Origin of the sequence: Kaistia defluvii (genome assembly GCF_026343955.1) — a bacterium.
In the GTDB taxonomy this organism is placed as follows: Bacteria; Pseudomonadota; Alphaproteobacteria; order Rhizobiales; family Kaistiaceae; genus Kaistia; species Kaistia defluvii.
In genome coordinates, this window is sequence record NZ_JAPKNI010000003.1 from 468,474 (window position 1) to 489,707 (window position 21,234).

The 21,234-nt window shown below is 65.2% G+C and carries 19 protein-coding genes; 8 read left to right on the forward strand and 11 right to left on the reverse strand.

Annotation, left to right across the window (positions count from 1 at the left end; all coding sequences use genetic code 11):
- Nucleotides 1-118: 118 nt before the first annotated feature.
- The 5 genes from OSH10_RS10240 to OSH10_RS10260 all read right to left on the reverse strand — a co-directional run bounded on the left by OSH10_RS10240 (nucleotide 119) and on the right by OSH10_RS10260 (nucleotide 5,663).
- Entirely contained in the window at nucleotides 119-1,726 is a 1,608-nt protein-coding gene (locus tag OSH10_RS10240) for an ABC transporter permease (RefSeq protein WP_266331596.1), read from the reverse strand.
- On the reverse strand, nucleotides 1,723-2,574 hold the full coding sequence (locus OSH10_RS10245) for an ABC transporter ATP-binding protein (protein WP_266331597.1): 852 nt from the start codon (nucleotides 2,572-2,574) through the stop codon (nucleotides 1,723-1,725). The genes OSH10_RS10240 and OSH10_RS10245 overlap by 4 nt, the downstream gene beginning before the upstream one ends.
- 79 nt (nucleotides 2,575-2,653) lie before the next feature.
- A complete protein-coding gene (locus OSH10_RS10250) occupies nucleotides 2,654-3,232 on the reverse strand; it encodes a hypothetical protein (RefSeq protein WP_266331598.1) in 579 nt (192 codons plus the stop codon).
- A gap of 144 nt (nucleotides 3,233-3,376) precedes the next feature.
- Nucleotides 3,377-4,387 carry an ABC transporter substrate-binding protein gene (locus tag OSH10_RS10255; protein ID WP_266331599.1) on the reverse strand — a complete coding sequence of 337 codons (1,011 nt, stop codon included), beginning with the start codon at nucleotides 4,385-4,387 and terminating at the stop codon, nucleotides 3,377-3,379.
- Nucleotides 4,388-4,805: 418 nt separating this feature from the next.
- The gene (locus OSH10_RS10260) at nucleotides 4,806-5,663 is read right to left on the reverse strand and encodes a MurR/RpiR family transcriptional regulator (protein WP_266331601.1); all 858 of its coding nucleotides are present in this window, start codon (nucleotides 5,661-5,663) and stop codon (nucleotides 4,806-4,808) included.
- A gap of 191 nt (nucleotides 5,664-5,854) precedes the next feature.
- Here OSH10_RS10260 and OSH10_RS10265 point away from each other — a divergent pair, with 191 nt between their 5' ends.
- The 6 genes from OSH10_RS10265 to OSH10_RS10290 all read left to right on the forward strand — a co-directional run bounded on the left by OSH10_RS10265 (nucleotide 5,855) and on the right by OSH10_RS10290 (nucleotide 11,978).
- Complete coding sequence (locus OSH10_RS10265; protein WP_266331602.1) at nucleotides 5,855-6,913, forward strand: LacI family DNA-binding transcriptional regulator; 1,059 nt, start codon at nucleotides 5,855-5,857, stop codon at nucleotides 6,911-6,913.
- A gap of 189 nt (nucleotides 6,914-7,102) precedes the next feature.
- Complete coding sequence (locus OSH10_RS10270) at nucleotides 7,103-8,374, forward strand: ABC transporter substrate-binding protein (RefSeq protein ID WP_266331603.1); 1,272 nt, start codon at nucleotides 7,103-7,105, stop codon at nucleotides 8,372-8,374.
- Nucleotides 8,375-8,389: 15 nt separating this feature from the next.
- Nucleotides 8,390-9,322, forward strand: a complete 933-nt coding sequence (locus OSH10_RS10275) for a carbohydrate ABC transporter permease (protein ID WP_266331604.1) — start codon at nucleotides 8,390-8,392, stop codon at nucleotides 9,320-9,322.
- Nucleotides 9,322-10,149 (forward strand): carbohydrate ABC transporter permease, encoded by an 828-nt coding sequence (locus OSH10_RS10280; RefSeq protein ID WP_266331605.1) that lies wholly within the window; start codon nucleotides 9,322-9,324, stop codon nucleotides 10,147-10,149. The genes OSH10_RS10275 and OSH10_RS10280 overlap by 1 nt, the downstream gene beginning before the upstream one ends.
- A 4-nt stretch (nucleotides 10,150-10,153) precedes the next feature.
- Nucleotides 10,154-11,200 carry a zinc-dependent alcohol dehydrogenase gene (locus OSH10_RS10285; RefSeq protein WP_266331606.1) on the forward strand — a complete coding sequence of 349 codons (1,047 nt, stop codon included), beginning with the start codon at nucleotides 10,154-10,156 and terminating at the stop codon, nucleotides 11,198-11,200.
- Between the two features lie 22 nt (nucleotides 11,201-11,222).
- Nucleotides 11,223-11,978, forward strand: a complete 756-nt coding sequence (locus OSH10_RS10290; RefSeq protein WP_266331607.1) for a hydroxypyruvate isomerase family protein — start codon at nucleotides 11,223-11,225, stop codon at nucleotides 11,976-11,978.
- A gap of 110 nt (nucleotides 11,979-12,088) precedes the next feature.
- On the opposite strand, the gene OSH10_RS10295 is transcribed toward OSH10_RS10290, so the two are convergent.
- The 5 genes from OSH10_RS10295 to OSH10_RS10315 form a co-directional block, all read right to left on the reverse strand.
- A complete protein-coding gene (locus OSH10_RS10295; RefSeq protein WP_266331608.1) occupies nucleotides 12,089-12,934 on the reverse strand; it encodes a carbohydrate ABC transporter permease in 846 nt (281 codons plus the stop codon).
- A complete protein-coding gene (locus OSH10_RS10300) occupies nucleotides 12,931-13,773 on the reverse strand; it encodes a carbohydrate ABC transporter permease (RefSeq protein WP_266331609.1) in 843 nt (280 codons plus the stop codon). Before OSH10_RS10300 ends, OSH10_RS10295 begins: the two co-directional genes overlap by 4 nt.
- Before the next feature lie 94 nt (nucleotides 13,774-13,867).
- Nucleotides 13,868-15,169 (reverse strand): ABC transporter substrate-binding protein, encoded by a 1,302-nt coding sequence (locus tag OSH10_RS10305; protein WP_266331610.1) that lies wholly within the window; start codon nucleotides 15,167-15,169, stop codon nucleotides 13,868-13,870.
- Nucleotides 15,170-15,225: 56 nt separating this feature from the next.
- Nucleotides 15,226-16,296, reverse strand: a complete 1,071-nt coding sequence (locus OSH10_RS10310) for a Gfo/Idh/MocA family protein (protein WP_266331611.1) — start codon at nucleotides 16,294-16,296, stop codon at nucleotides 15,226-15,228.
- 82 nt (nucleotides 16,297-16,378) lie between these two features.
- Nucleotides 16,379-17,143, reverse strand: a complete 765-nt coding sequence (locus OSH10_RS10315) for a sugar phosphate isomerase/epimerase family protein (RefSeq protein ID WP_266331612.1) — start codon at nucleotides 17,141-17,143, stop codon at nucleotides 16,379-16,381.
- 467 nt (nucleotides 17,144-17,610) lie between these two features.
- Here OSH10_RS10315 and OSH10_RS10320 point away from each other — a divergent pair, with 467 nt between their 5' ends.
- Complete coding sequence (locus OSH10_RS10320; protein WP_266331613.1) at nucleotides 17,611-18,612, forward strand: LacI family DNA-binding transcriptional regulator; 1,002 nt, start codon at nucleotides 17,611-17,613, stop codon at nucleotides 18,610-18,612.
- Between the two features lie 139 nt (nucleotides 18,613-18,751).
- On the opposite strand, the gene OSH10_RS10325 is transcribed toward OSH10_RS10320, so the two are convergent.
- Nucleotides 18,752-19,354, reverse strand: coding sequence for a helix-turn-helix domain-containing protein (locus OSH10_RS10325; RefSeq protein ID WP_266331614.1), 603 nt, complete (start codon nucleotides 19,352-19,354; stop codon nucleotides 18,752-18,754).
- A gap of 248 nt (nucleotides 19,355-19,602) precedes the next feature.
- On the opposite strand from OSH10_RS10325, the gene OSH10_RS10330 reads away from it, so the two are divergent.
- Nucleotides 19,603-21,180 (forward strand): ABC transporter substrate-binding protein, encoded by a 1,578-nt coding sequence (locus OSH10_RS10330; RefSeq protein WP_266331615.1) that lies wholly within the window; start codon nucleotides 19,603-19,605, stop codon nucleotides 21,178-21,180.
- Nucleotides 21,181-21,234 lie beyond the last annotated feature (54 nt).

Here is a 21,234-nt window from a genome sequence, read left to right on the forward strand (position 1 = left end):
TCAGGCGCGAAGGACGGCTGGCCGGGGGTGGATGCGGGTGGACATCGGCCACGGCAAGGCGAGCCCCATCGCGCCGCGCATGGCGCGACGGTCTTTGCATGGGGCGCATGCGGCCTGGCTAGTTGGCGTAGGCTTTCAGGACGATGCGTTCGACCAGCCCGATCAACGCGTAGAGAAGAATGGAAAAGGCGGTCGTCAGCGCGACGCGCGCCCAGAGGCCCTCATAGTCCGAGACGGCGGCAGTGGTGACGATCGCATAGCCGAGCCCCTTGCCCGTCGCGAGCCACGCCGCCAGCAGGGCGCCCGTGATGGCGAGCGGCGCGGCGGTGCGCAGCGAGGTGAACAGCGCCGGCAAGGCGCTCGGGATCTGCACGGTCATCAGCGTCCTGAGGCGCGAGGCGCCGAACACCTTCATCAGGTCGCGCGAGCGGGCCGGCGTCTGGGCCAGCGCCAATGTCATGTTCACCAGCGTCGGGAAGAAGGTGACGATCGCGCCGATCATGACGACGGCCAGCATGTTGCGGCCGAACACCAGGGTCACCAGCGGCGCCATGGCGACGAGCGGGATCGAGCGCAGCGCGATCGCCACGCCCATGAAGGCGCGCTCGACCCCGCCCCAGAGATTGAAGGCGACCGCGACCAGGACGGCGGCCACGGTGCCGACGACAAGCCCGGCGGCGCTGTCGCGGATCGTGATGACGGCCTCGCGCATCAACTGCGCGCGGTTCTGCGCGCCCATCAGCGGGTCGACGAGATAGTTCCAGACCTCCACCGGGCCCTTGCCGAAGAAGGGCGGCACGGAAAAGCCGCGCAATATCGCCCACCAGACGAAGAGCACGAGCCCTAGCGAACCGACCGCCGAGGCGATCGCCATCGCCCAGTCGCCCTGGCCGCCGGCCTTCGCATGCAGGCCGCCGCCGATGTCGGTGGAGACTTCCCGCGCCCAGGGCGTCATCAGGCGGGCGACCAGGCTGGTCGCCGCATAGGCGATGGCCGCCAGCACGCTGGCGACGACGGCGATCGCCCAGGTCCGGGGAATCTCCATCGCCTGCTGCGAATTGACCAGCATCAGCCCCAATCCGGTTTCCGTGCCGCCCATATATTCGCCGACGATCGCGCCGAGGATGGCGGCCGGCGCCGCGATGCGCAGCGCGGCGAAGAGGTGCGGCAGGGCCGAGATCAGCCGGACCTTGAACAGCTTGTGCCAGGTGCCGCCGCCAAAGCCGTGCACCAGGTCCAGCATGGTGCGGTCGACATAGCGAAGGCCCGTCACCGTGCCGATCAGCGTTGTGAAGAAAACCGACAGCGCCGCCAGCACCACCTTTGGCGTATCGCCGGAAAACAGGATCATCATCAGCGGCCCGATCGCGACGATCGGCAGGCAATAGGAGACGATGCCGAGCTGCAGGATCGGCCGTTCGAGAAACGGAATGGCGACGGCGACAAGCGCGAGGAGGATCGCGAGACTGTTGCCCCACAGCCAGCCGCGAAACGCCGCCGAGACCGTGTAGGAGGCCGCATCCGCATAGAAGGCGAAGCCGTCGGAGTGCATCTGCCGTGCGATCTGCAGCGGAGACGGGATCGTGCCATTGCCCGACGATACGAAGAGCACCGCGAACTGCCAGAGAAGCACGAGCGCCGCGAGGCCCGCGGTCGCATACAGGATTGCGGACCAGTTGAGGTCGCGCAGCCGGTCGAGGGGCCGAGCCAGGGTCGCCGCGGTCATGAGGTCGGCTCCATGTCGTCGACCTTGGCGCCGAACAGCAATTCGCTGAACCCGTCGCAGAGCCGGTGGAATTCCGGCGTGCGCATCATCTCCGGCGTGCGCGGACGCGGCAGGTCGATCGCCAGCGTCTCGACGATGCGTCCGGGGCGCGCGGTCATGACCGCTACCGTATCGGACAGGAAAACGGCCTCCGAAATCGAATGCGTCACCAGCACGGTGGTCGTGCGGCGCTCCATCCAGATCCGCTGCAGGCCGAGATTGAGCCGCTGGCGCATCATGTCGTCGAGCGCGCCGAACGGCTCGTCCAGCAGCAGCGCCTTCGGCTGGTTGACCAGCGCGCGGGCAATGGCAACGCGCTGGCGCATGCCGCCGGAAAGCTGCGCCGGCCTCGCCTTCTCGAAGCCCTGGAGGCCGACCAGCGCGATCAGGTCGCGGACTACCGCGTCCTGCCCCGTCATGCCGCTGATCTCTAGTGGCAGGCGGATATTGTCCTCGACCGAACGCCAGGCGAGCAGCGAGGCGTCCTGGAACGCGATGCCGATCTCGTGGTTGGCGCGCGATACGCCCGGCGACTTGCCGTGAATCAGCGCGCTGCCATTCGTGGGCACTTCGAGATCCGCCAGGATCCGCAGGATCGTCGACTTGCCGCAGCCCGACGGCCCGAGCAGGGATACGAAGGACCCGGCCGGGGTCCGCAGGTCCGCGTCATGCAGGGCCGTCACCACCCGCCCCTGCAACGAAAAGCTCTTGGAGAGCCCATAGAGCACGATGCCGCTGGCATCCCCGTTTGGACGCGTCGACGGGTTCGCCCTTGGTTTCGTCTCGAACGTCACGTTGGACTGCTCCATCGGATAGATCCCGTTTCGGCCGGCGGGTGGCGCGGCGCAGGATGCAGGCCGCGCCATGCCAGAACGCGCCATGCCAGAATCAGGCCGGCGCCTTGGCGCGGAGCGCGTTCAGGTAGTCGAGATATTTGGTATCGACGCCCTCGAGCATGTTTTCGAGATCGCCGCCGCCGGCGCTCGTCCAGTGCTCCGGGCCGCGGCCGAGCTCGACACCGCGACGGGTGTGATAGTCGACCATGAAATCCTGGATCTCGAACTGGCGCTCGCCGCGCGACGTCACCTCGATCGCCCATTGCGCCAGCTGCGGCGCGGTGCGGTCCTTCTTGTTGGTGACGATGATCCGAACCGCCTGGACGGCATAGATCCAGCGCTCGGTGCGATCGGAATAGCGCTGCCGCTGGGCGTTGAGCGCCTCGATGATGGCCGGCGCCGTCACCAGGCCGAAGCCGACTTCCTCCGTGGCGATGATCTCGATCCGCCGCCAGAGCAGTTCTTCCGTCTCAAGCCCGCTCTGGTGCAGTTCGAACGCGGCCAGGATCGCTTCTTCGAGCCAGCCGCGACGGACCGACTTCTGGAAGACGGACCGGACCTCGTCGACCGGATAGCCGTTGATCGTCTTGGTGCGGGACCAGACATCCGCGCTCTGGTAGTTCTGGGTCATGCTGGATTTCCTGTCGAACGAAAGCCGTCCGTCCCAGGCATGGGAAGCCTGGGGCGTCGGGAATACGGACCGCCGGTCCGCGGCTACGATGGCCTGGGTCGCCGGGCGGCCCGGCAGGCGCGTGAGCCGCCCGGCGAAACCGGCTCAGAGCGTGGTCTTGCCCTGGAAGGCCTCTTCGAGGATCTCGTTGGTGAAGAGGTCCTTCCTGGCGACGATGCCGGCCGTTGCCAGCGTGGCGATGGTCTCGTCGACCGACTTGTCGGTCATCCAGAACAGGCCGTGCTTCTCCGTGTCGGCGGTGACCATCAGCTCGTTGGTCGCGGCGGCGGATTTCTCCTGCGCCGCCCTGTCGAGGCCGTTGCCCTTGCCATAGACATCGACGGTCAGCTGCGCCGACAGCGCCGGGTTCTTGACCGCTTCCTGCCAGCCGCGGATCGCGCCGCGCATGAAGGCCACGACCTGGGCGCGCTTCGCCTTGTCCTTCAAAGTCTCCTCGGTGACGAGATAGTTGCAGTTGAACATCGGGTAGCCGTAATCGGCCATCAGCAGGTAGCTGACGTCCTGGCCCTTCTGGCGCAGCTGCACGACGTCGTCGTTGGAGAAGCCGAAGAAGGCATCGAGTTCCCCGGAGACCAGCGGCGTGAAGTCATGCTGGGCGGGAACGGTGTTGACGCTGGCGGGATCGATGCCGTTGATCTTCAGGAAGGCGTTCCAGACGACCTGGTTGTTGGCCTGGATGCCGACCGTCTTGCCGAGCAGATCCTTGGGGGCCTTGAGCCCGGTCTTGGTCAGCGAGATGATCGAGGACGGCGACTTCTGGTAATTGGTGCCGATGATCTTGAGCGGCGCGCCCTTGGCGACCGCATTGGCCGTGTTGTCGGTGCTGTTCTGCCCGACCAGCGCCTTCCCGGAGATGACGATCGGCTCCGCCGAGACGCTCGGACCGCCCGCCAGGAGATCGACCGCGATGCCCTCCTGCTCGAAATACTTGTTCGCGTCGGCGATGTACTCGCCGGCAAACTGGAAGTTTTTCACCCAGCCAAGCTGGTAGGCGATCTTGCCAAGCTTCGGCGTGTCGGCCAGGGCGCGGGAGGTAACCAGGGCCGGAGCCGCGAGGGCGGCGGCGCTAACCTTGATGAAGGTCCGTCTATCCATATCGATGGGCTCCGAAAGACATTTCTGGGTGTGGCGAGGCGTATTCCAGGCTCGAGAGCGGGAGATCCATCGCCGGAAGCAACCATTTCCGATCCGGCTATGAACATCGCGTTACATAGAGACTGTCACGGCGTTATAATTTGTACAATCGAGGGCGGTGCTGAAATGGTCGCCATGGGGGACGCGGAAAACACCAGCGAAAACAACGTGCCCCGAGGCACTGCCTAGCAGGATAAGGATGGCCTGATCATTCCCGCGTCAGTCCGCGCGCCCATGCGCACGCGCCGATGCCACGCGAAGCCCGCTGGACCGTACGTCCCGGGCAGCCGCGCGCGACTGCCCTGGGCCGGCCATGGCACGCGACATTGGTTCGGTGGCAGAGGAAGAGACACGCGGCTCGCGGGATCCGCTGGCGGACCTACGGGCCGGGGCGTTCGAGCCAGGGCAGCTCGAGCGCCGTATATTGCTCGGCAAGCTCGACGGCCCGCTTGGTGCGGTGGGCGACGGCGGCGACCAGCGCCTCGATCAGCGTGATCGCGCTGGCGTTCGACATCGAGCCGAACTGGCGCTCGGCGCGGCAGAACAGGTTGATGTCGGCAAGCGGCGCAAGCGGCGAATGATGACTGTCCGTGATGGCAAGCACCCTGGTGCCGCGGGCGCGGGCGAGGCTGGCGAGCTGGATCACGTCGCGGATGTAGTTGGGAAAGGCGATGGCGATCGCCAGATCGTCCCGGCCCAGCTCGGTGAACTGTCGCGCGACGCCGATGGCGCCGCCATAATTGGCGATCGAGGTCACGTTGCGGCGCAGGCGCTGCAGCTCGTTGCTCAGGATGGCCGCGCAGCTGGCGCCATTGTCGAGGCCGAAGACGATGATGTTGCGGGCGTTGAGGACCGCATCGACCGCCTGGTTGGCGCGCTCGTCGCTGAGCGCGTCCATCGTGTTCTGCACATTGGCGATATCCTCGTTCATCGAGGCCTTGAACACATCGAGGCTGGTCGAGCTGCGCGATACCTGGACCTGCAGCCGCTTGACCGGATCGAAGGCCGGTTCGAAGCTCCGGATCAGCTCGGTGCGGAATTCGGCATAGCCGGAATAGCCTATCGCCCGCGCGAAGCGATTGGCCGAGGCGACGGAAACGTCGAGATCCTTCACCGCCTCATGGATGCTGATCCGCGCGACCTTCACCGGTTCCGCGAGCACGAAATCGGCGAATTTCTGCAGGGCCCCCGTCATATGCGGGTATTTGGAGTGGATCCGCTCCGCGATTGAAATCAAGTTGGCTCCATCGCCGCCCCGGCGCTGTCCTCCACTGTGGCGACCACCGTGGATTCGGTGCGGGGGAAAAGCCCCGAACCGTTATTCCGTAACCGCTGCCTGGCCAGAATCCAAGCGGCACGGTTCCAACCGCCCCGCCTTGCTTCTACTGTAGTCAATCGCTACAGCCATTCGGGGGATGGAGTGTGGCAATGAAGCCCTCGACGCTGCTGGAAGTCGCTCAACGCGCCGGTGTATCGACGGCGACCGTGGCCCGGGTGCTGAAAGCCAAGGGCTATGTCTCGGAGGTCGCCCGCAGCCGGGTCGAGGCCGCCATCAAGGCGACCGGATACCGGCCCAACGCGGTCGCGCGGGGACTTCGCCAGCAGCGCAGCTTCACGGTCGGGCACATGCTGACCGCGATCACCGCCAATCCCTTCTTCGTCAATGTCGCGCATTGGGCCGAAGAAGAAGCGCTGGTCGAGGGCTACAAGACCTTCCTGTTCAACCACAATGGCAGCGCCGAACGCGAACGCCTCGGCGTCGAGCGCTTCATCGAACGTCGCGTCGATGCGGTGCTGTTCACCAACGCGATCGATCGCCACAATGTGCAGTTGCTGACGGAAGCTGCGATCCCCGTGATCCAGCTGGAGCGGGCGGCTACGGTCGAAGCGCCTTCGATCCGTGTCGACAACCTGACCGGCTCGCTGCAAGCGATCGCCCATCTCGTCCAGTTGGGTCACCGACGCATCGCCTTCATCGGCGGCGATCCCGAGCTGATCAACCGCGGCGACCGGCATTTCGCCAGCGTCGAGGACGAGCGCCTTGCCGGCTACCACGAGGGCCTGCGGCAGGCCGGGATCCCCATCGACGAAAACCTGATCCGGCTCGGGCGCTATTACCATGTCGAAGATGGCGGTTCCGGAATCGAAGGCTATCGTCATGTGAAGGCCCTGCTGGAGCTTCCCGAACGCCCGACGGCGATCTTCGCCACCTGCGATATCCTCGCGGCCGGCGCCCTGCAGGGGATCTATGAAGAAGGCCTCCGCGTGCCTGAGGACCTGTCGATCATCGGTTTCGATGACACGCTGGCGGCGAACCTGGCGCCGCAACTGACGACCGTCGCCCAGCCCATGGAAGATCTCGGCCGGCTCGGCTTTCGCGCTGCACTCGACGCGATCGAGGGCCGGAGCGTCGACATGTCAACGGTTTTGCCGACGCGGCTGGTCGTGCGCCGGTCGACCGCTACCGCACCGCATCCAAAGTCCTGACCGAACGGCGATTGACAATACCCGCGCCAATGCTATCGATTACGCAATGTGTCATCGATAACACATGCGGCAGAGTGTCAAACGCATGCCGGCAATCCCGCGCAAGACGGGGCCAATAAACGAGACTCTGAGGAAACGCCGCCGGCCGCCGCACCAAACACGGCAGAGCCATGATCAGGGAGGGTTACCATGCGCATCACCGCACTATTGGCAGCGACCACCATCGCCGCCGGCTTCTTCACCGCCCCCGCTTCGGCGGAGACGACCGTCACTTTCTGGCAGTTCTCGACCCGCGACGCCGACATCGCCGCCTGGAACGGCGCCATCGCATCTTTCGAGAAGGCCAACCCCGACATCAAGATCAACATGGAGATCGTGCCGTGGTCCGAGCAGCAGCAGCGGCTGGTCAGCGCGCTCTCGGCCGGCGGCCTGCCGGATGTCTCCATGCTCGGCAACAACGTGGTCGCGCAGTTCCAGTCGGCCGGCGCACTCGCCCCGCTCGACGAATACTTTGCCGCCTATGACAAGGAACATGGCACCGATGTCGCCGCCGACGTCTGGCCCGGCGACAAGGGCTACTACAACCTCGCCGGCAAGTGGTGGGCGTCTCCGGTCAATGTCGAGACGCGCGCGCTCTACTACCGCAAGGACCTGTTCAAGGATGCCGGCCTCGATCCGGAGAAGCCGCCGCAGACATGGGCGGATTTCGCGGCCGACGCGACCAAGCTGACCAGGGACGGCACCTACGGCGCGGCGCTCTCGATGAGCCTCGACTATTTCACCGTGCAGAATTTCATGAGCGCCTATCTGGGCTATGGCGCGCGCATGATCGGCGAAGACGGCAAATGCGGCTTCGACACGCCGGAGTTCAAGTCGGCGCTCGATACCTATGTCAGCGTCTACAAGAACAAGGCGACCCATCCCGACGCGCCGAGCATGAGCGGCGACACGTTCCGCAAGGGCTTCCGCGATGGCAAGTTCGCCATGATCCTGTCGGATGCGGGCCTCTACAAGGACCTGCAGAACGACAAGGCCCCCTTCCTCGACCAGGTGGGCATCGCCATGGTGCCGGCAGGCCCGAAGAACCGCTCCGGCTTCCTGGGGGGCTGGCCGCTGGTGCTCTGGGACGCGTCGGAGAACAAGGAAGCCGCCGCCAAGTGGATCCTCTATGCGACCCATGGCGACGCCCTGAAGACGCTCGCGACCGAGGGCGGGTTCATTCCCGGCAGCGTCTCGCTGGCGAAGGGCGAGCCGTGGACGAATTTCCCCTATCCGCTCTTCGTCGAGCAACTGCAGGACGCCCGCGCCTATCAGTATCCGAGCGAGGCGATCCCGCAGATGGGACAGCTTGAGGTCGACACGATCCAGAAGGCGGTGCAGGCCGTCGCCCTCGGGCAGCAGACGACCGACGAGGCGACGGCGCAGCTCTGCACGACGATCAACGAAGTCCTGGCCCGCTAGGCCTTCGAACAGAGCATGGCCATGGCATCGCGCCAGGAAACCGTCACCGGGGCCAGGGCGGCGTCTCGCCCTCCTGGCCGCTCCCTCCTGCCGGATCGCTGGCTGCCCTATGGCATGATCGGTCCGGCCGTCTTCGTGGCCTTTGCCATTGCCATCGTTCCGCTCTGCTACGCTTTCTGGCTGTCGCTGCAGGACTGGTACATGCTGCGGCAGCCCCTTCCCAAATGGGGCGGCCTGATCAACTACCGCGCGCTGCTGCAGGATACCCAGCTCTGGGCATCCTTCGGGCGGACCTGGATCTGGACGCTCGGCACCGTCTTCGTTGAACTTCTGCTCGCCATGCCGATCGCGCTTCTGCTTAACCGGGAAACCGGCATCGCCCGCACGGCCTCTGCGCTGATCCTGCTCCCCTGGGTGACGCCCTTCATCGTGCTCGGCTTCGGCTGGCGCTTCCTGCTCGACAGCGATGTCGGCCCGATCCATTCCTTCCTGCACCTGCTCGGCATTGCCGGCGACAGCTCCGTCCTCAACGATCCCGTCCTGGCCTTTGCGACGATCATCTTCATCTCCGGCTGGAAGGGAACACCCTTCCTGGTAATCGCGCTTCTCGCGGCGCTGAAGTCCATTCCCGACGAGCTCTACGAGGCGGCCGAAGTGGACGGCGCGGGCGCCTGGTCGCGCTTCTGGCACGTCACCGTGCCGTCGATCCAGAACACCGTCGTCACGGTTGGCCTCGTGCTCGGGATCCTCGCCTTCTACTCGTTCGATCTGCCCTGGATCATGACCAAGGGCGGCCCCCAGGATGCGACCACGATCGTCGGCATCGCGATGTACAAGGCGGTCTTCCTCGATCTGCGGCCTGCCTACGCCGCCGCGATCAGCATCGTCATGCTCGTCCTGCTGTTCATCGCCTCGATGTTCGCGCTGCGCGCCCGGAGGATCGACTGATGCGCCGCACGTCACCGCTCCGCGAAGCCGGCCTCGACCTGCTCACGCTCGTGGTCCTGTTCCTGCTGCTGGTTCCCATCCTGTGGGTGTTCGTCGCCTCCGTCAGGCCGGAGACCGATATCACCGGCGGCGGGCTCTGGCCGCAGCGGCTCACTTTCGTGCATTACGAGGCGATCCTCGCCAAGAAGCCATTCCTGATCGCGCTCAAGAACAGCCTGATCGTGGGCATCGTCGTCGCGATCATCACCACGGCCCTGGCGCTGCCGGCGGCCTATGCGCTCAGCCGTTTCCGCTTTCACGGCCGCACCTTCTTCGGCTTGCTGATCCTCGGGACGCAGATGCTGCCCAGCCTCGCCGTGCTGGTGCCGCTGGTCGTCATCGTGCGCCAGCTCGGCCTCACCAACACGCTGACCGCGCTGATCTTCACCCATCTGGCGCTCGGCATGCCGATCGCGGTCTGGATGCTCAAGGGATACATCGACGCCATCCCGAAGGAGCTGGAGGAAGCCGCGATGATCGACGGCTGCTCGCGTGTCGGCGCGCTGACGCGCATCGTCATCCCGCTGATCCGGCCCGCCATCATCGCGGTCGGCACCTTCGCCTTCGTCCTCTCCTGGGGAGAATATCTGATGGCGCTGGCCCTGATCTCGAAGGCCGACGTCAAGACGCTGCCGCTCGCCCTGCAGGGGCTGTTCGATCCCTATTCCTTCTCCTGGGGCCAGGTGATGGCCGGCGGCACGATCATCGCCCTGCCGGCCATCCTGCTCTTCCTGATCTTCCGCAAGCAATTGGTCGGCGGCCTCCTGGCCGGCGGCGTGAAAGGGTAATGCCATGGGCGCCATGACGCGTTCGCTCTATTTCAACGGCCCCCGCAGCCTGACGATCGAGGACGAGCCGCTGCGGGCGGCCGGTCCCGAGGACGTCGTCATCGAGGCACTCGTGTCCGGCATCAGCGCCGGGACCGAACTGAACGTCTTTCGCGGACTGGCGCCGCAATGGCGCCAGCACATGGATCCGGCGACGCGCCTGTTCCTGTCCGACGGCCCCTCCGACTGGAGCTGGCCGGCGCGCTATGGCTACGCCATGGTCGGCAGGATCGTCGAACTGGGTTCGGCGGCCACGGGCGTCAAGCTCGGCGACCTCGTCTATGCCTATGCGCCGCATGGCCGGCACGCCGTACTGAGCGCCAGGGCGGTGATCCCGCTCGGGGATCTCGAAGATGCCGAACTCGGCATCTTCTTCTCCAATCTGAACACGGCCTATAACGGCGTGCTCGACGCCAACCTGCCGCTCGGCGCCGACGTCGTCGTCTCCGGTCTCGGCGTCATCGGGCAGATCGTTGTCCGCCTCCTGAAGCGGGGCGGCGCGCGCACCATCATCGGCGTCGACGGCATCGATTTGCGGCGCGATCTCGCTTTAAAGGGCGGCGCCGATCATGTGTTGCGGCCGGGCGAGGACAAGGTGGCGGAACGGGTACGCGAACTGACCGACGGCCGCGGCGCCGACGCGGTGATCGAGGTTTCGGGCGCCGCCCCCGCCCTCAACGAGGCCATCCGCACGGTCGGCTTCAACGGCCTCGTCGTCGCGATGTCGTGGTATGGCGGCACGTTCGAGAGCCTCAGCCTTTCCGGCGAGTTCCACCACAACCGCCCGCGCATCGTCTCGTCGCAGGTCGGGACAGTGAATCCGTTCCTCGGACCGCTCTGGTCGGTATCGCGCCGGGCGCAGATTGCACGTGGCTTCCTCGATATATACTCGAAGGATCTGAAAGGCTTCGTCACGCATCGCGTCCCCCTGCAGGACGCCGCGCGCGGCTACCAGTTGCTGGACCAGGGCTCGCCCGAGGTCATGCAGGTTGTCATCGACTATCGCTCCTGATCCCGAAGGACCGGACTCCACCATGCAATATTCAGCCTGCCTCGAATGGCTCTTCGCCGCCGAAGCGCCCGATTTCGCCGACCGGATCCGCCTCGCCAAAAAGGCGGGCCTGTCCGCCGTCGAGTTCTGGCTCTTCAGCAACAAGGACATCGACGCCATCGAGGCGGCGCTGAAGGAAACCGGGCTGCCGGTCGCCGGCTTCTGCGCGGAGCCGATGGTGCCGCTGACCGATCCGGCTCAGCACCCGGCGTTCCTCGCCGGCCTGCCGGGCTCGATCGCCGTCGCCAGGCGCCTGGGCGCCAGGGTGCTGATCGTCCAGGCCGGTGCGGACCTTCCCGGCCGCAGCCGCGCCGAGCAGCGCCAGGCGCTGGTCGACGCGCTTACCAAGGCGGCCGATATCCTGGCCGGAACCGGCATCGTGCTCGCCGTCGAGCCGCTCAACACGCGCGTCGATCATGTCGGCTATTTCCTGCCTTCGACCAAGGAAGGGCTCGATATCATCGACGAGGTCGGACGACCCGAGATCAAGATCCTCTACGACATCTATCATTCAGCCGTGATGGACGAGGATATCGCCGAGGTTCTGGCGGGCCGCGTCGACCGCGTCGCGCATGCCCATCTCGCCGACGCACCGGGGCGCCACGAACCCGGCACCGGCACGCTCGACTGGCAAGCGCGTGTCGCCTGGCTGGAGGCGAATGGCTACAAAGGCCTGGTCGGTCTCGAATACAAGCCGACACGCGACACGGTCGGGAGCCTCGCTGCCGTGCTTGTCTGAGCGTCGGCCCGCTCCATCGGGAGCAGCCGCTTCGTGATCCGAGAGGCTCGTCTCGGCCCGGCCCCTCCCCGGCTGAGCCGAGCCTCGCGATCCCGGCAGCGCGATGCTCCCTACTTGCCTGCGAGGGCGCCGCCGATTCCACCGATACTGAAGAACCGGTTGAGCAGCGCGAATATCAGCACCGGCGGCGCCAGCATCACCACGGCGCAGGCCATCACCGGGCCCCAGTCGGTCTGGTTCTGCTGGAAGAAGGTCTGAAGGCCGATCGGCAGCGTGAAGCGGTCGTCGGAGCGGAGGAACACCAGCGCGACGAGGTAGTCGTTCCAGGCGAGCAGGAAGGCGTAGATCGCGGTCGAAAGCACGCCGGGCAGCGAGTTGCGGAGCACGATCCGGACGAAGCCGCCAAAGACGGAGCATCCGTCGATCCAGGCCGCTTCCTCGAGCGTCACCGGGATGGTGTCGAAGTAGGCCGACATCATCCAGCAGGCGACGGCAACCGAGGAGGCGACATAGATGATGGCGACGCCGCTGAGCGAATCCACCAGCCCCACCGAGGCGAACATGATGAAGAGCGGGATGACGAACACGACGACGGGAAAGCTCTGCAGCACGAAGATGAAGAGCGAATAGGCCGAGACGGCGCCGCCGCGCCCGCGCGACAGCACATAGCCTGCGGGCGCGGCGACGATGACCGAAATGAGGGTCGCCAGGATCGAGACCATGGCGCTGTTCTTCAGCCAGAGCAGAATATCCGTCTCGGCGAAGATATAGGCGAAAGTCTCCAGAGTCGGCCCGGTGATTTCCGTATAGAGACGCGGTCGCAGCGCCAGCCAGAAGACGACGAGGATCGGCCCGAGCATCACCAGCGTGACGATAGCCGTCAGGAGCGTGCGGCCGATGCCCGCCCGTCTCGGATCCAGCGCCAGCTTGCGCGGTCGCGACGCGAGGGTGCTCATTGCATGTTTGCCTTGCGCATCTGGCGCAGCAGGATGACCGACATCGTCACCAGTGCGGCTGTCATGAGGAAGGAGATCGCGACGCCGAAGCCGGGCCTGAAATCCTGAAAGACCGAGCGATAGGCGAGAACGATCAGCGAGGTGGTCGAATTGACGGGGCCGCCGCCGGTCAGGAGGAAGATCGTGGCGAAGTCGTTCACCGAGAACATCGCCATCAGGATCCAGCTGATATAGGTCGAGCGAGCGGTCATCGGCAGGACGATGTAGCGGAGCCGTTGCCGCGCATTGGCGCCATCGACGCGGGCGGCCTCGTTGACGTTCGGCTCGATGCCCTCGAGGGCCGCCGACATCATCATCATCATGAATGGGTAGCTGATCCAGATCTTGAATATGCAGACCGTGATCATCGCCATGGTCGGATCGGCGAGGAACATCACCCGGCCGAAGCCGAGATCGGCGGCGAGCGTCGGCAGCAGGCTGCCAGGCGTGGCGGTCAGCCAGTTCCAGCTCATCGAGGACACGACGATCGGCACGATCCACGGCAGGAGCAGCAGGATCTTGAAGAGATTCTTGCCGGGAAAGCTTGGCTTCAGCATCAGGGCCAGCGCGAAGCCGATCATCCACGATCCGAATACGCCGCACAGGCTGAAGATCACCGTGAACCGGGCCGACCGCCAGAACAGCGGATCGGTCAAGGCATCCTGGAAATTGGCGAAACCGACGAAATTTCCCAGGCCGAGCAGGTCGCCGTCATGGACCGCCTGAATGCCCGCGAAGACGACCGGATAGGCGTTGACGACGACCATGAGCACGATCGCCGGCAGGGCCAGTCCTGTCATGGTCAGTGACCGGCCGAGGTCAGGCTTTCGACGGCGTCCCGCAATCGCGGAACGCCCTTCCTGCCGGTGTGCAAGGCTTTCGCTCACCTGCACGCTACTTCACGATCTTCTCGAGAGCCGCCTGGAGGGTCTCGAGGATCTGCTTCGATCCCGTCTTGCCCTCGATGATCTGCTGGATGAAGGCCGCCCCGGCGCCGCCGCCATCAACGGCATTCAGCGCGCCGAACGGATGCGGCGCCTGCGCGCCGATCGTCTTGCCGATCGGCTGCCATTCGGCAATCGACTTCTGCAGATTGGCGTTCTGCTTCAGGATCGGCAGATCCGCGATGCTCTTGCGGACAGGAACGTCGATCGCGACGCCCTTCTCCCAGAATATCTTCATGTTATCGAGATACCAGCCGAGGAAGGCTTCGGACGAAGCCTGTGACGCCGTCGTTTTGAACATCATCAGCGGGTTGATGTAGTAGACCGTGCCGGTGTCGCCGCGCGGCGACTTGATCGGGCTGATGACGGCCAGATCCGGCTGCTGTTCTGCCGGGAAGTTCTTGTCGAGGCCGGTCTGGCCAAAGCCCATGCCGATGCGACCCGACAGCCAGTCGCGTGTCACGTTGTCGGACGTATAGCTCGCCGCATAGGGATCTATGATGCCCTTGCGGACGAGTTCGTTCAGGAAGTCGAGTGTCTCGATGTTCCGGTCATTGACGCAGTCGAGCGTGCCGTCCTTGGCGAAGAGACCGCCGCCATTGTTGATGAGCAGGGCGGAGACGGTGTGCTGGCCGTCCGTTGTCGTGCTGCCGCCCGCCAGTCCCAGGCCGACGACGTCGATCTTCTTGAGGGCTTCCCCCACCTTGATGAAGCTCTGCCAGTCGGTCGGCGCCTCGACGCCGGCTTTCTCGAGCAACGACTTGCGCACCCAGATAACCCGCAAGTCCATCGACCACGGCATTGCCGCATAGCCCAGGTCCGTCTTCATCGCGTCGAGAACGCCCGGCAGGAAGTCATTCGTGCCGGCCTTGTCGATGCTTGCGATCAGATCGTCGGCCGGCGCGATGACGCCCTTCTCGATGAAATAGAACGGCAGGAAAGCTGCGCCGGACGAGACCGCCGGCGTGGTCCGCGAGGCAGCAGCCGACGTGAAGGTCTGGTACCAGTTGGCCCAGGGTATCGACTGGTAGCGTACGCCGAGATTGTCTCCCGCTGGCTGGTAGCTGCCGACCAGTTCCCTTGCCGCGGCGGTGTAGCTGGCGCCCGTTCCCCAGACCATGTCCCAGAACTTGATCTCCTCGGCGGCGAACGCCGCGTTCTGGCCGAGTGCCACCGTCGCTGCGGCTGCAGCCGAGGTGCCGAGAAAGCTGCGCCGCGTCATCTTCAGGCGGCTCGCGATTGTGTCGTCCATTTGGTTTCCTCCCGTTATTGAACGATTCATGCTGCCTTGGCCGCGACCGTCCGAAACTAGTCGGCGAAGGCGGCGACGATCTCGGCGAAGAGCTTCAGGTCTTCTGCCGAATCCTCGAGCGTCGTATCGACCGGCGCGCCGGCCGTGATCGCGTCATGGAAGCAAAGCCACTCGCTTGTGTAGGGGTCGCGATAGCTCGGCCGCTCCACCGCAACCGAGAGATCGTCCCCCTTCGTGGAGGTGACCGTGAGCAGCGTCGGCAAGTGGCGAATGAACGGCGTGTCGTAGTCGATCCGCAGCCTCTCGCCACCGGTGAACACCTCGATGAAGGCGTCGAACCGGCCCACCTGGTCCAGGCCCATCTCGAACGTCGCCATGAAGGTCCCGTAGTCCAGGATCGCCGTGACATAGCGGCCGCCACTCTTCTTGCCGGCGCCGATCACGCGCTTCGGCGCGCCGACGAGCCCGCGCAGGGCCGAGAGATCATGGCTGCCGAGGCCGCAGAGGAGGCGATAGGCGGATACGGCGTCGGGCGAGACCTGGCCGAGCGCCGCCGTCACCTGCGCGCTCGCGCGTTGCTGCCGCTCGGAGACCAACTCCGGCGCAATGTCATCGCCTGTCTCGACCACGGAGGTCTGGTCGATGAAATAGGCATTGGGGCCAATGATGTCCCGGACGGATACATGCAGGATCGAGGGCGCCGCGGCGAGACGCTCGCGCATCGCCGTGAAGGCTCCGGCGTAGCGGCGCATATAGCCGACAAATGCGACCTTGCCGGCGGCGTCGCGCGCGGCGATCACGCGGTCGAGGTCCTCCAGCGACAGGCAGACGGGCTTCTCGATCAGGACATGCGCGCCGGCCTCCAAGGCGTCGATCGCGCAATCGGCATGGTATTCGTCCGAGTTGATGACGGCGACAATATCGAGTCTCTCTGCCGCCAGCATCGCCTTGTGGTCGGTGTAGCGACCCGGAACCTGAAAGGTGTCGGCGACACGATGCGTCAGCTTCGCGGACACGTCGCAGACGGCCACAACCTCGAACTTATCCTTCAACCCGGCAAGAACCGGCAGGTGCACGACCTGCCCGACGGTTCCAAGCCCGATCAAACCAACCTTCAGCTTTTCCACGTTCGCTATCCGATTCATTGATGGCCATGCGGGCTCGGGTCGTCCCGAGCCCCGATCCTGCTTTTGGCTTCGTGGGTCCGGCCTATTTCGTCATGGCGACGAGATAGGCGTGGCTCCGCGCCGCAAATCCGGAGGGATCGCTTGGATTGTCGTGCTCGACGGTCATGATGTTGGCGCCATTTTCCCGCGCGGCGGCGAAGAGGCGCGGCCAGTCGAGGATGCCGGCGCCGACATCGGTCCATCCGTCATCGATCTCGATGCCCGCCGGCGCCTGGTCCTTCACATGCGCCGAAGTCAGGATGGCGCGATAGCGCCGCAGCCATTCGACCGGGTCGACACCACCGCGGGCAAGCCAGGCGATGTCCGCCTGCCAGGAAAGCGGTGATCCCTCCGCTCCGGCGAAGAAGCTCTCGAGCGCCCGGCGACCATCGTCCAGCACCTGAAGTTCCCAGTGGTGGTTGTGGTAGCCAAGGCCGATCGACTGTCCGCTCAGCGTCTCGGCGATACGACCGAGTTCCTCGCCCGCCTTCGACCAGCTGGCCGCGGTAGTGCCGCGCTCTTCGGGCGGATAGGCCGGCATATAGAGCTGGCTGATCCCAACCTGCTGCGCCGCGTCGACGATGCGCGGCAGGTCGGACCGGAGATCGCCGATGCCGATATGGCCCGTCGGGGCGATGAGGCCCCGGCTGTCCAGCGCCGCCCTGAGACCCTTCGGGTCCGCAAGCTGGCTGCCAATCGTCTCGACGAGACGGAAGCCGGCCGCTGCAGCGGCATCGAGCTGGTTCTCGACCGAGCCGAGCTTGCGCAGCGAATAGAGCTGGATCGACAGAATGGGAGTGATGTCCATGGGTTTCATGTCCGTGCATGGGGAAGCGATCGGCGCGCCGTCGGCTCGGCAGGCGGAAGCGGGGTTGGTGTTGGAAGGGGCGCAACAAGACCCGTCGCGCCGGCATGGCGTGCAGGCGTGTTCATCGTCGTCCTCCGGAGCCCGGGCGGCTCCTCCCCCGAGCTAGCTTTGGCGCCGTGACCGGAAACGGTCAGCGCAATCGAATGCGCAATTGGTAGCATGCAATCGATTGCGCGCAAGACGCAATCGATTGTGCGGGGCAACAAATCGTGTCACAGCCTGCGGGAGACCTTGGCTGCCGGAGCCTTCCTGGCCAGCTCGGCTTTCATGCTACCTTGCCGATTGGACAATCGCGGCCGGCGCCGCGAAGATTCCGGGGACGATGGGAATTGGCTGGCGACATGTCCAGGAAACCTGGAAAAGGCACCGCTCCGGTGCGGGAGACGTCACGCCTGCGACCGCCGACGATGGCCGATATCGCGCGGCTTGCCGGCGTGTCGGCGTCGACCGTCAGCCGTTCGCTTGCCGGCCTGCCCCCGATCAGCGAGGAGACACGGATCCGGGTCGAAAATGCTGCACGCCAGGCCGGCTACAAGATCAACCGGCATGCCCGCTCGCTGCGCCTGCAGCGAAGCGCCATCCTGCTGGTTCTCATCCCCGACCTTGCCAACCAGAACTATTCCGACCTGCTGAAGAACCTCGACAAGGCTGCTTTCGAACTCGGCTACGGGCTGATGATCGGCCACACCGGCAACGACCTGGAGCGCCCGGATCGGCTGGCCGACGAGCTCTTCACCGGCGGCATAGACGGTATCCTGCTGACGTCGAGCTATTGTCCGAGCCGGATTTCCGAACGTCTGGAACTTGGCGAGCGGCTGCCCGTCGTCCGGACCCTCAGTCCGACGGAGATTCACAGCGGCATTGCTTCTGTCCAGATCGATGAAACCGCCGCAGCCGCCGATGTGGTTCGACACCTGATTGCCAATGGCCACAGACGCATCGCGCATCTGCAAGGCCCCCCGATCGAGCTGGTATCCCGCCTGCGTCGCGAGGGCTGGCGGCGCGCCATGGCCGAGGCCGGTCTCGTGGCGGAACCGGGATTGCTGCACCCCGGCGGCTTCAAGCTGGAGGATGGCCGCGCCGTTGCCCGCAGCCTGCTCGCCGCAGGACCATTGCCGGACGCCGTTTTCTGCGCCAATGACGAATCCGCATACGGGCTGATGACGGAACTGAAAAGCGCCGGAATTCGCATTCCGCAGGACATCGCCATCGCCGGTTTCGACGACCTCCCCTTCTCGCAGGTCTTTGATCCGCCGTTGACGACGGTCCGCTTGCCGCGTCGCGAGATGGCGGAGGTCTCGATCCTCTATCTCAAGCAGTTGATCGAGGAAGACGCCGAAATCGAGCAAAAGCTCGTTTCGCACCAATTGATTGTCCGAGGCAGTTCTGGGCCGCTCGAGCGCCGGTGAGGCCGCCCACCCGGTTTCGCCGGCCGGGAGATCAGCTCGCTACGCCGTGATCGCGACTCTCGACAATTCCGCGCCGGATCGGATGACGGCAGCGTCTGCGCGGCGCAGACGGTGCTGCGGACCAAACTCGTCGCCGCGATCAATAGGGCGGCGAGTTGACCCAGACGATGCGCGCCACCACCGTGCCGATATTGCTGTAGCTGTGCGGCAGCGACGACTGGAAGAAGAACGAGCTGCCCGCACCGATCACCACCGCATGGCCGTCAACGACCAGCTCGATCGTGCCCTCGACGACATAGCCGACCTCTTCGCCGACATGGCGCAGGATGCCGTTGGAGCCGCCGCCCGGCGGCACCACATGCACATTGGCGTTGAGGGTCCGGCCCTCGGCATAGGGGATCATCCGCTCGAAGCTCGCAAGCGGCGGGCCCGAGCCGCGCCGCTCGAGCGCGAGCACGGGACGTTCGCCGTTCCGATAGACGGTCAACGGCGCCTTGGGCGTGTCGCTGAACAGCGCCTGCACCGGCGTTCCGAGCGCCTCTGCCAGACGGTGCAGCAGATGCAGCGACGGATCGGCACGGTCGTTTTCGACCTTGGAAAGCATGCTTTCCGAGCAGCCGAGCTCGAGCGCGAGGTCCTTCAGGCGCAATCCCTTGAGCCGGCGAAGATGGCGCAGCTGCGCGCCGAGCGACGGCGTCTCCGCCGCGTCCTCGACACCCATGACCTTTTCCAATTCACGCATTGACGAGCTTACATTCTTGGCGGCAGTTGAATGCCCTTGTAGCGCAACCGGCGAGCCGAAAACAGCGCCTGATTGCCTAGAAAGCTGGCTGGGCATGACCGGTATTTGCGCTTGACCCACGAGATGACTTTCCTGACATTCAAGTGTATTCAACTTTTGGTCGACCGTGCCGAGGGGGCGCGGGAGCCAATCCGCGATTGGCATATCGCCGCGCGGACAGTGTTCGATTGCAGGGAGATCGATCCAACATGACACACCATCGGCGCTCGACGGTAAGCCGTCGTTTCATTCTGAAGGCAAGTGTCGCGGCGGCTGCCGTGATGGCGGTCGGCCTGCCGCTCGGCATGGCCCCGGCGTTCGCGGACGAGCCGGTTCGCGGCGGCGTGCTGAAGCTGGCCTTCTCGGCCGATCCGGCCGGCTTCGATCCGGCGCGCGGTCCGAGCGGCATGTCGCATGTGGTGATCGAGCAGGTCTATTCGACGCTGATGTCGCTCGATCCCGACGCGAAGCCCTATCCCGACCTCGCGACCGGCTACGAGGTCTCCGACGATGGCAAGACCTACACCTTCAAGCTGCGCGAGGGGGTCAAGTTCCACAATGGCGACCCCCTCACCGCGGAAGACGTCAAGTTCACCTTCGACCGCCTGCGCGCGCCCGACAGCGGCTATTCCTACGCCTCGCAGGTCGAGACGATCGCCTCGATCGACGTCGTCGATCCGTTGACGGTCCGCTTCAACCTGACCAAGCCGACCGGCCCGTTCCTGATCTACATGGCCTTCCCGGGCTCCTCGATCGTGCCGAAGAAGCTCTCCGAAAGCGGCCATGACCTGAACTCGCAGCCGGTCGGCAGCGGCCCGTTCAAGTTCGTCTCCTACACGCCCCGCTCGATGGTCAATTTCGAGCGCAACGCCGACTTCTACGAAGCGGGCAAGCCGTATTTCGACGCGATCGAGATGCATCTCATCGCCGACGTCACGGCGCTGACCAACGCGCTGATCTCGGGCACGGTGAATTTCTCGAACGAGATCCCGGCCAAGGACTGGGCGACGATTTCGGCGACCCCCGGCCTCACCGGCCAGTCGCTGGAAGGTTCGCGCTACTACTGGCTGCTGCCGAACAACACCACGCCGCCGCTCGACAATCCCAAGGTCCGCCAGGCCATCGCGCATGCGATCGACCGCCAGGCGATCACCGCCGGCACCTTCTTCGGCCAGGCGACGCCGATCCTCGGCGGCGTGATCCCGGCGTGGAACTGGGCCTATGCCGACCTGAAGGAATTCACGCCCGCCGCCAATCCCGAAAAGGCGAAGGCGCTGCTGGCCGAGGCCGGCTTCCCGGACGGCTTCGAGACCTCGCTCACCATGGCCTCGTCCTTCCCGGCCATGGTCGCGATGGCGCCGATCATCCAGGCGAACCTCGCCGCCGTCGGCATCAAGGCCACGATCTCGACCATGGAAATCCCGCGCTACTGGGACGAGGTCTGGGGTCCGAGCAAGTTCGACATGACGGCGATGTACTGGGTCAGCCCGCTGGCTGATCCCGATGACTTCGTCACCAGCAACTATTCGTGCAACACCGGCATCAACGTCCAGAAAAGCTGCTCGGACGCGATGACGAAAATCCTCGACGAGGCGAAGTCCGGCACGACCGTGGAAGCCCGCAAGGCCTCCTACAAGCGCCAGCAGGAGCTGTCGCTCGAGGAAATGCCGATCGTGCCGCTGGTCAATGCCTTGATCCTGACCGCGCATACCGACCAGTTGAAGAACTACAAGCCGATGCGCACCGGCTTCCTCAAGACCATCAAGGACGCCTGGCTGGCGCCCTGATCCTCTGAAGCCCGCCGGTCGGCTCCGATCCGACCGGCGGCCCTCGTCTCTCTT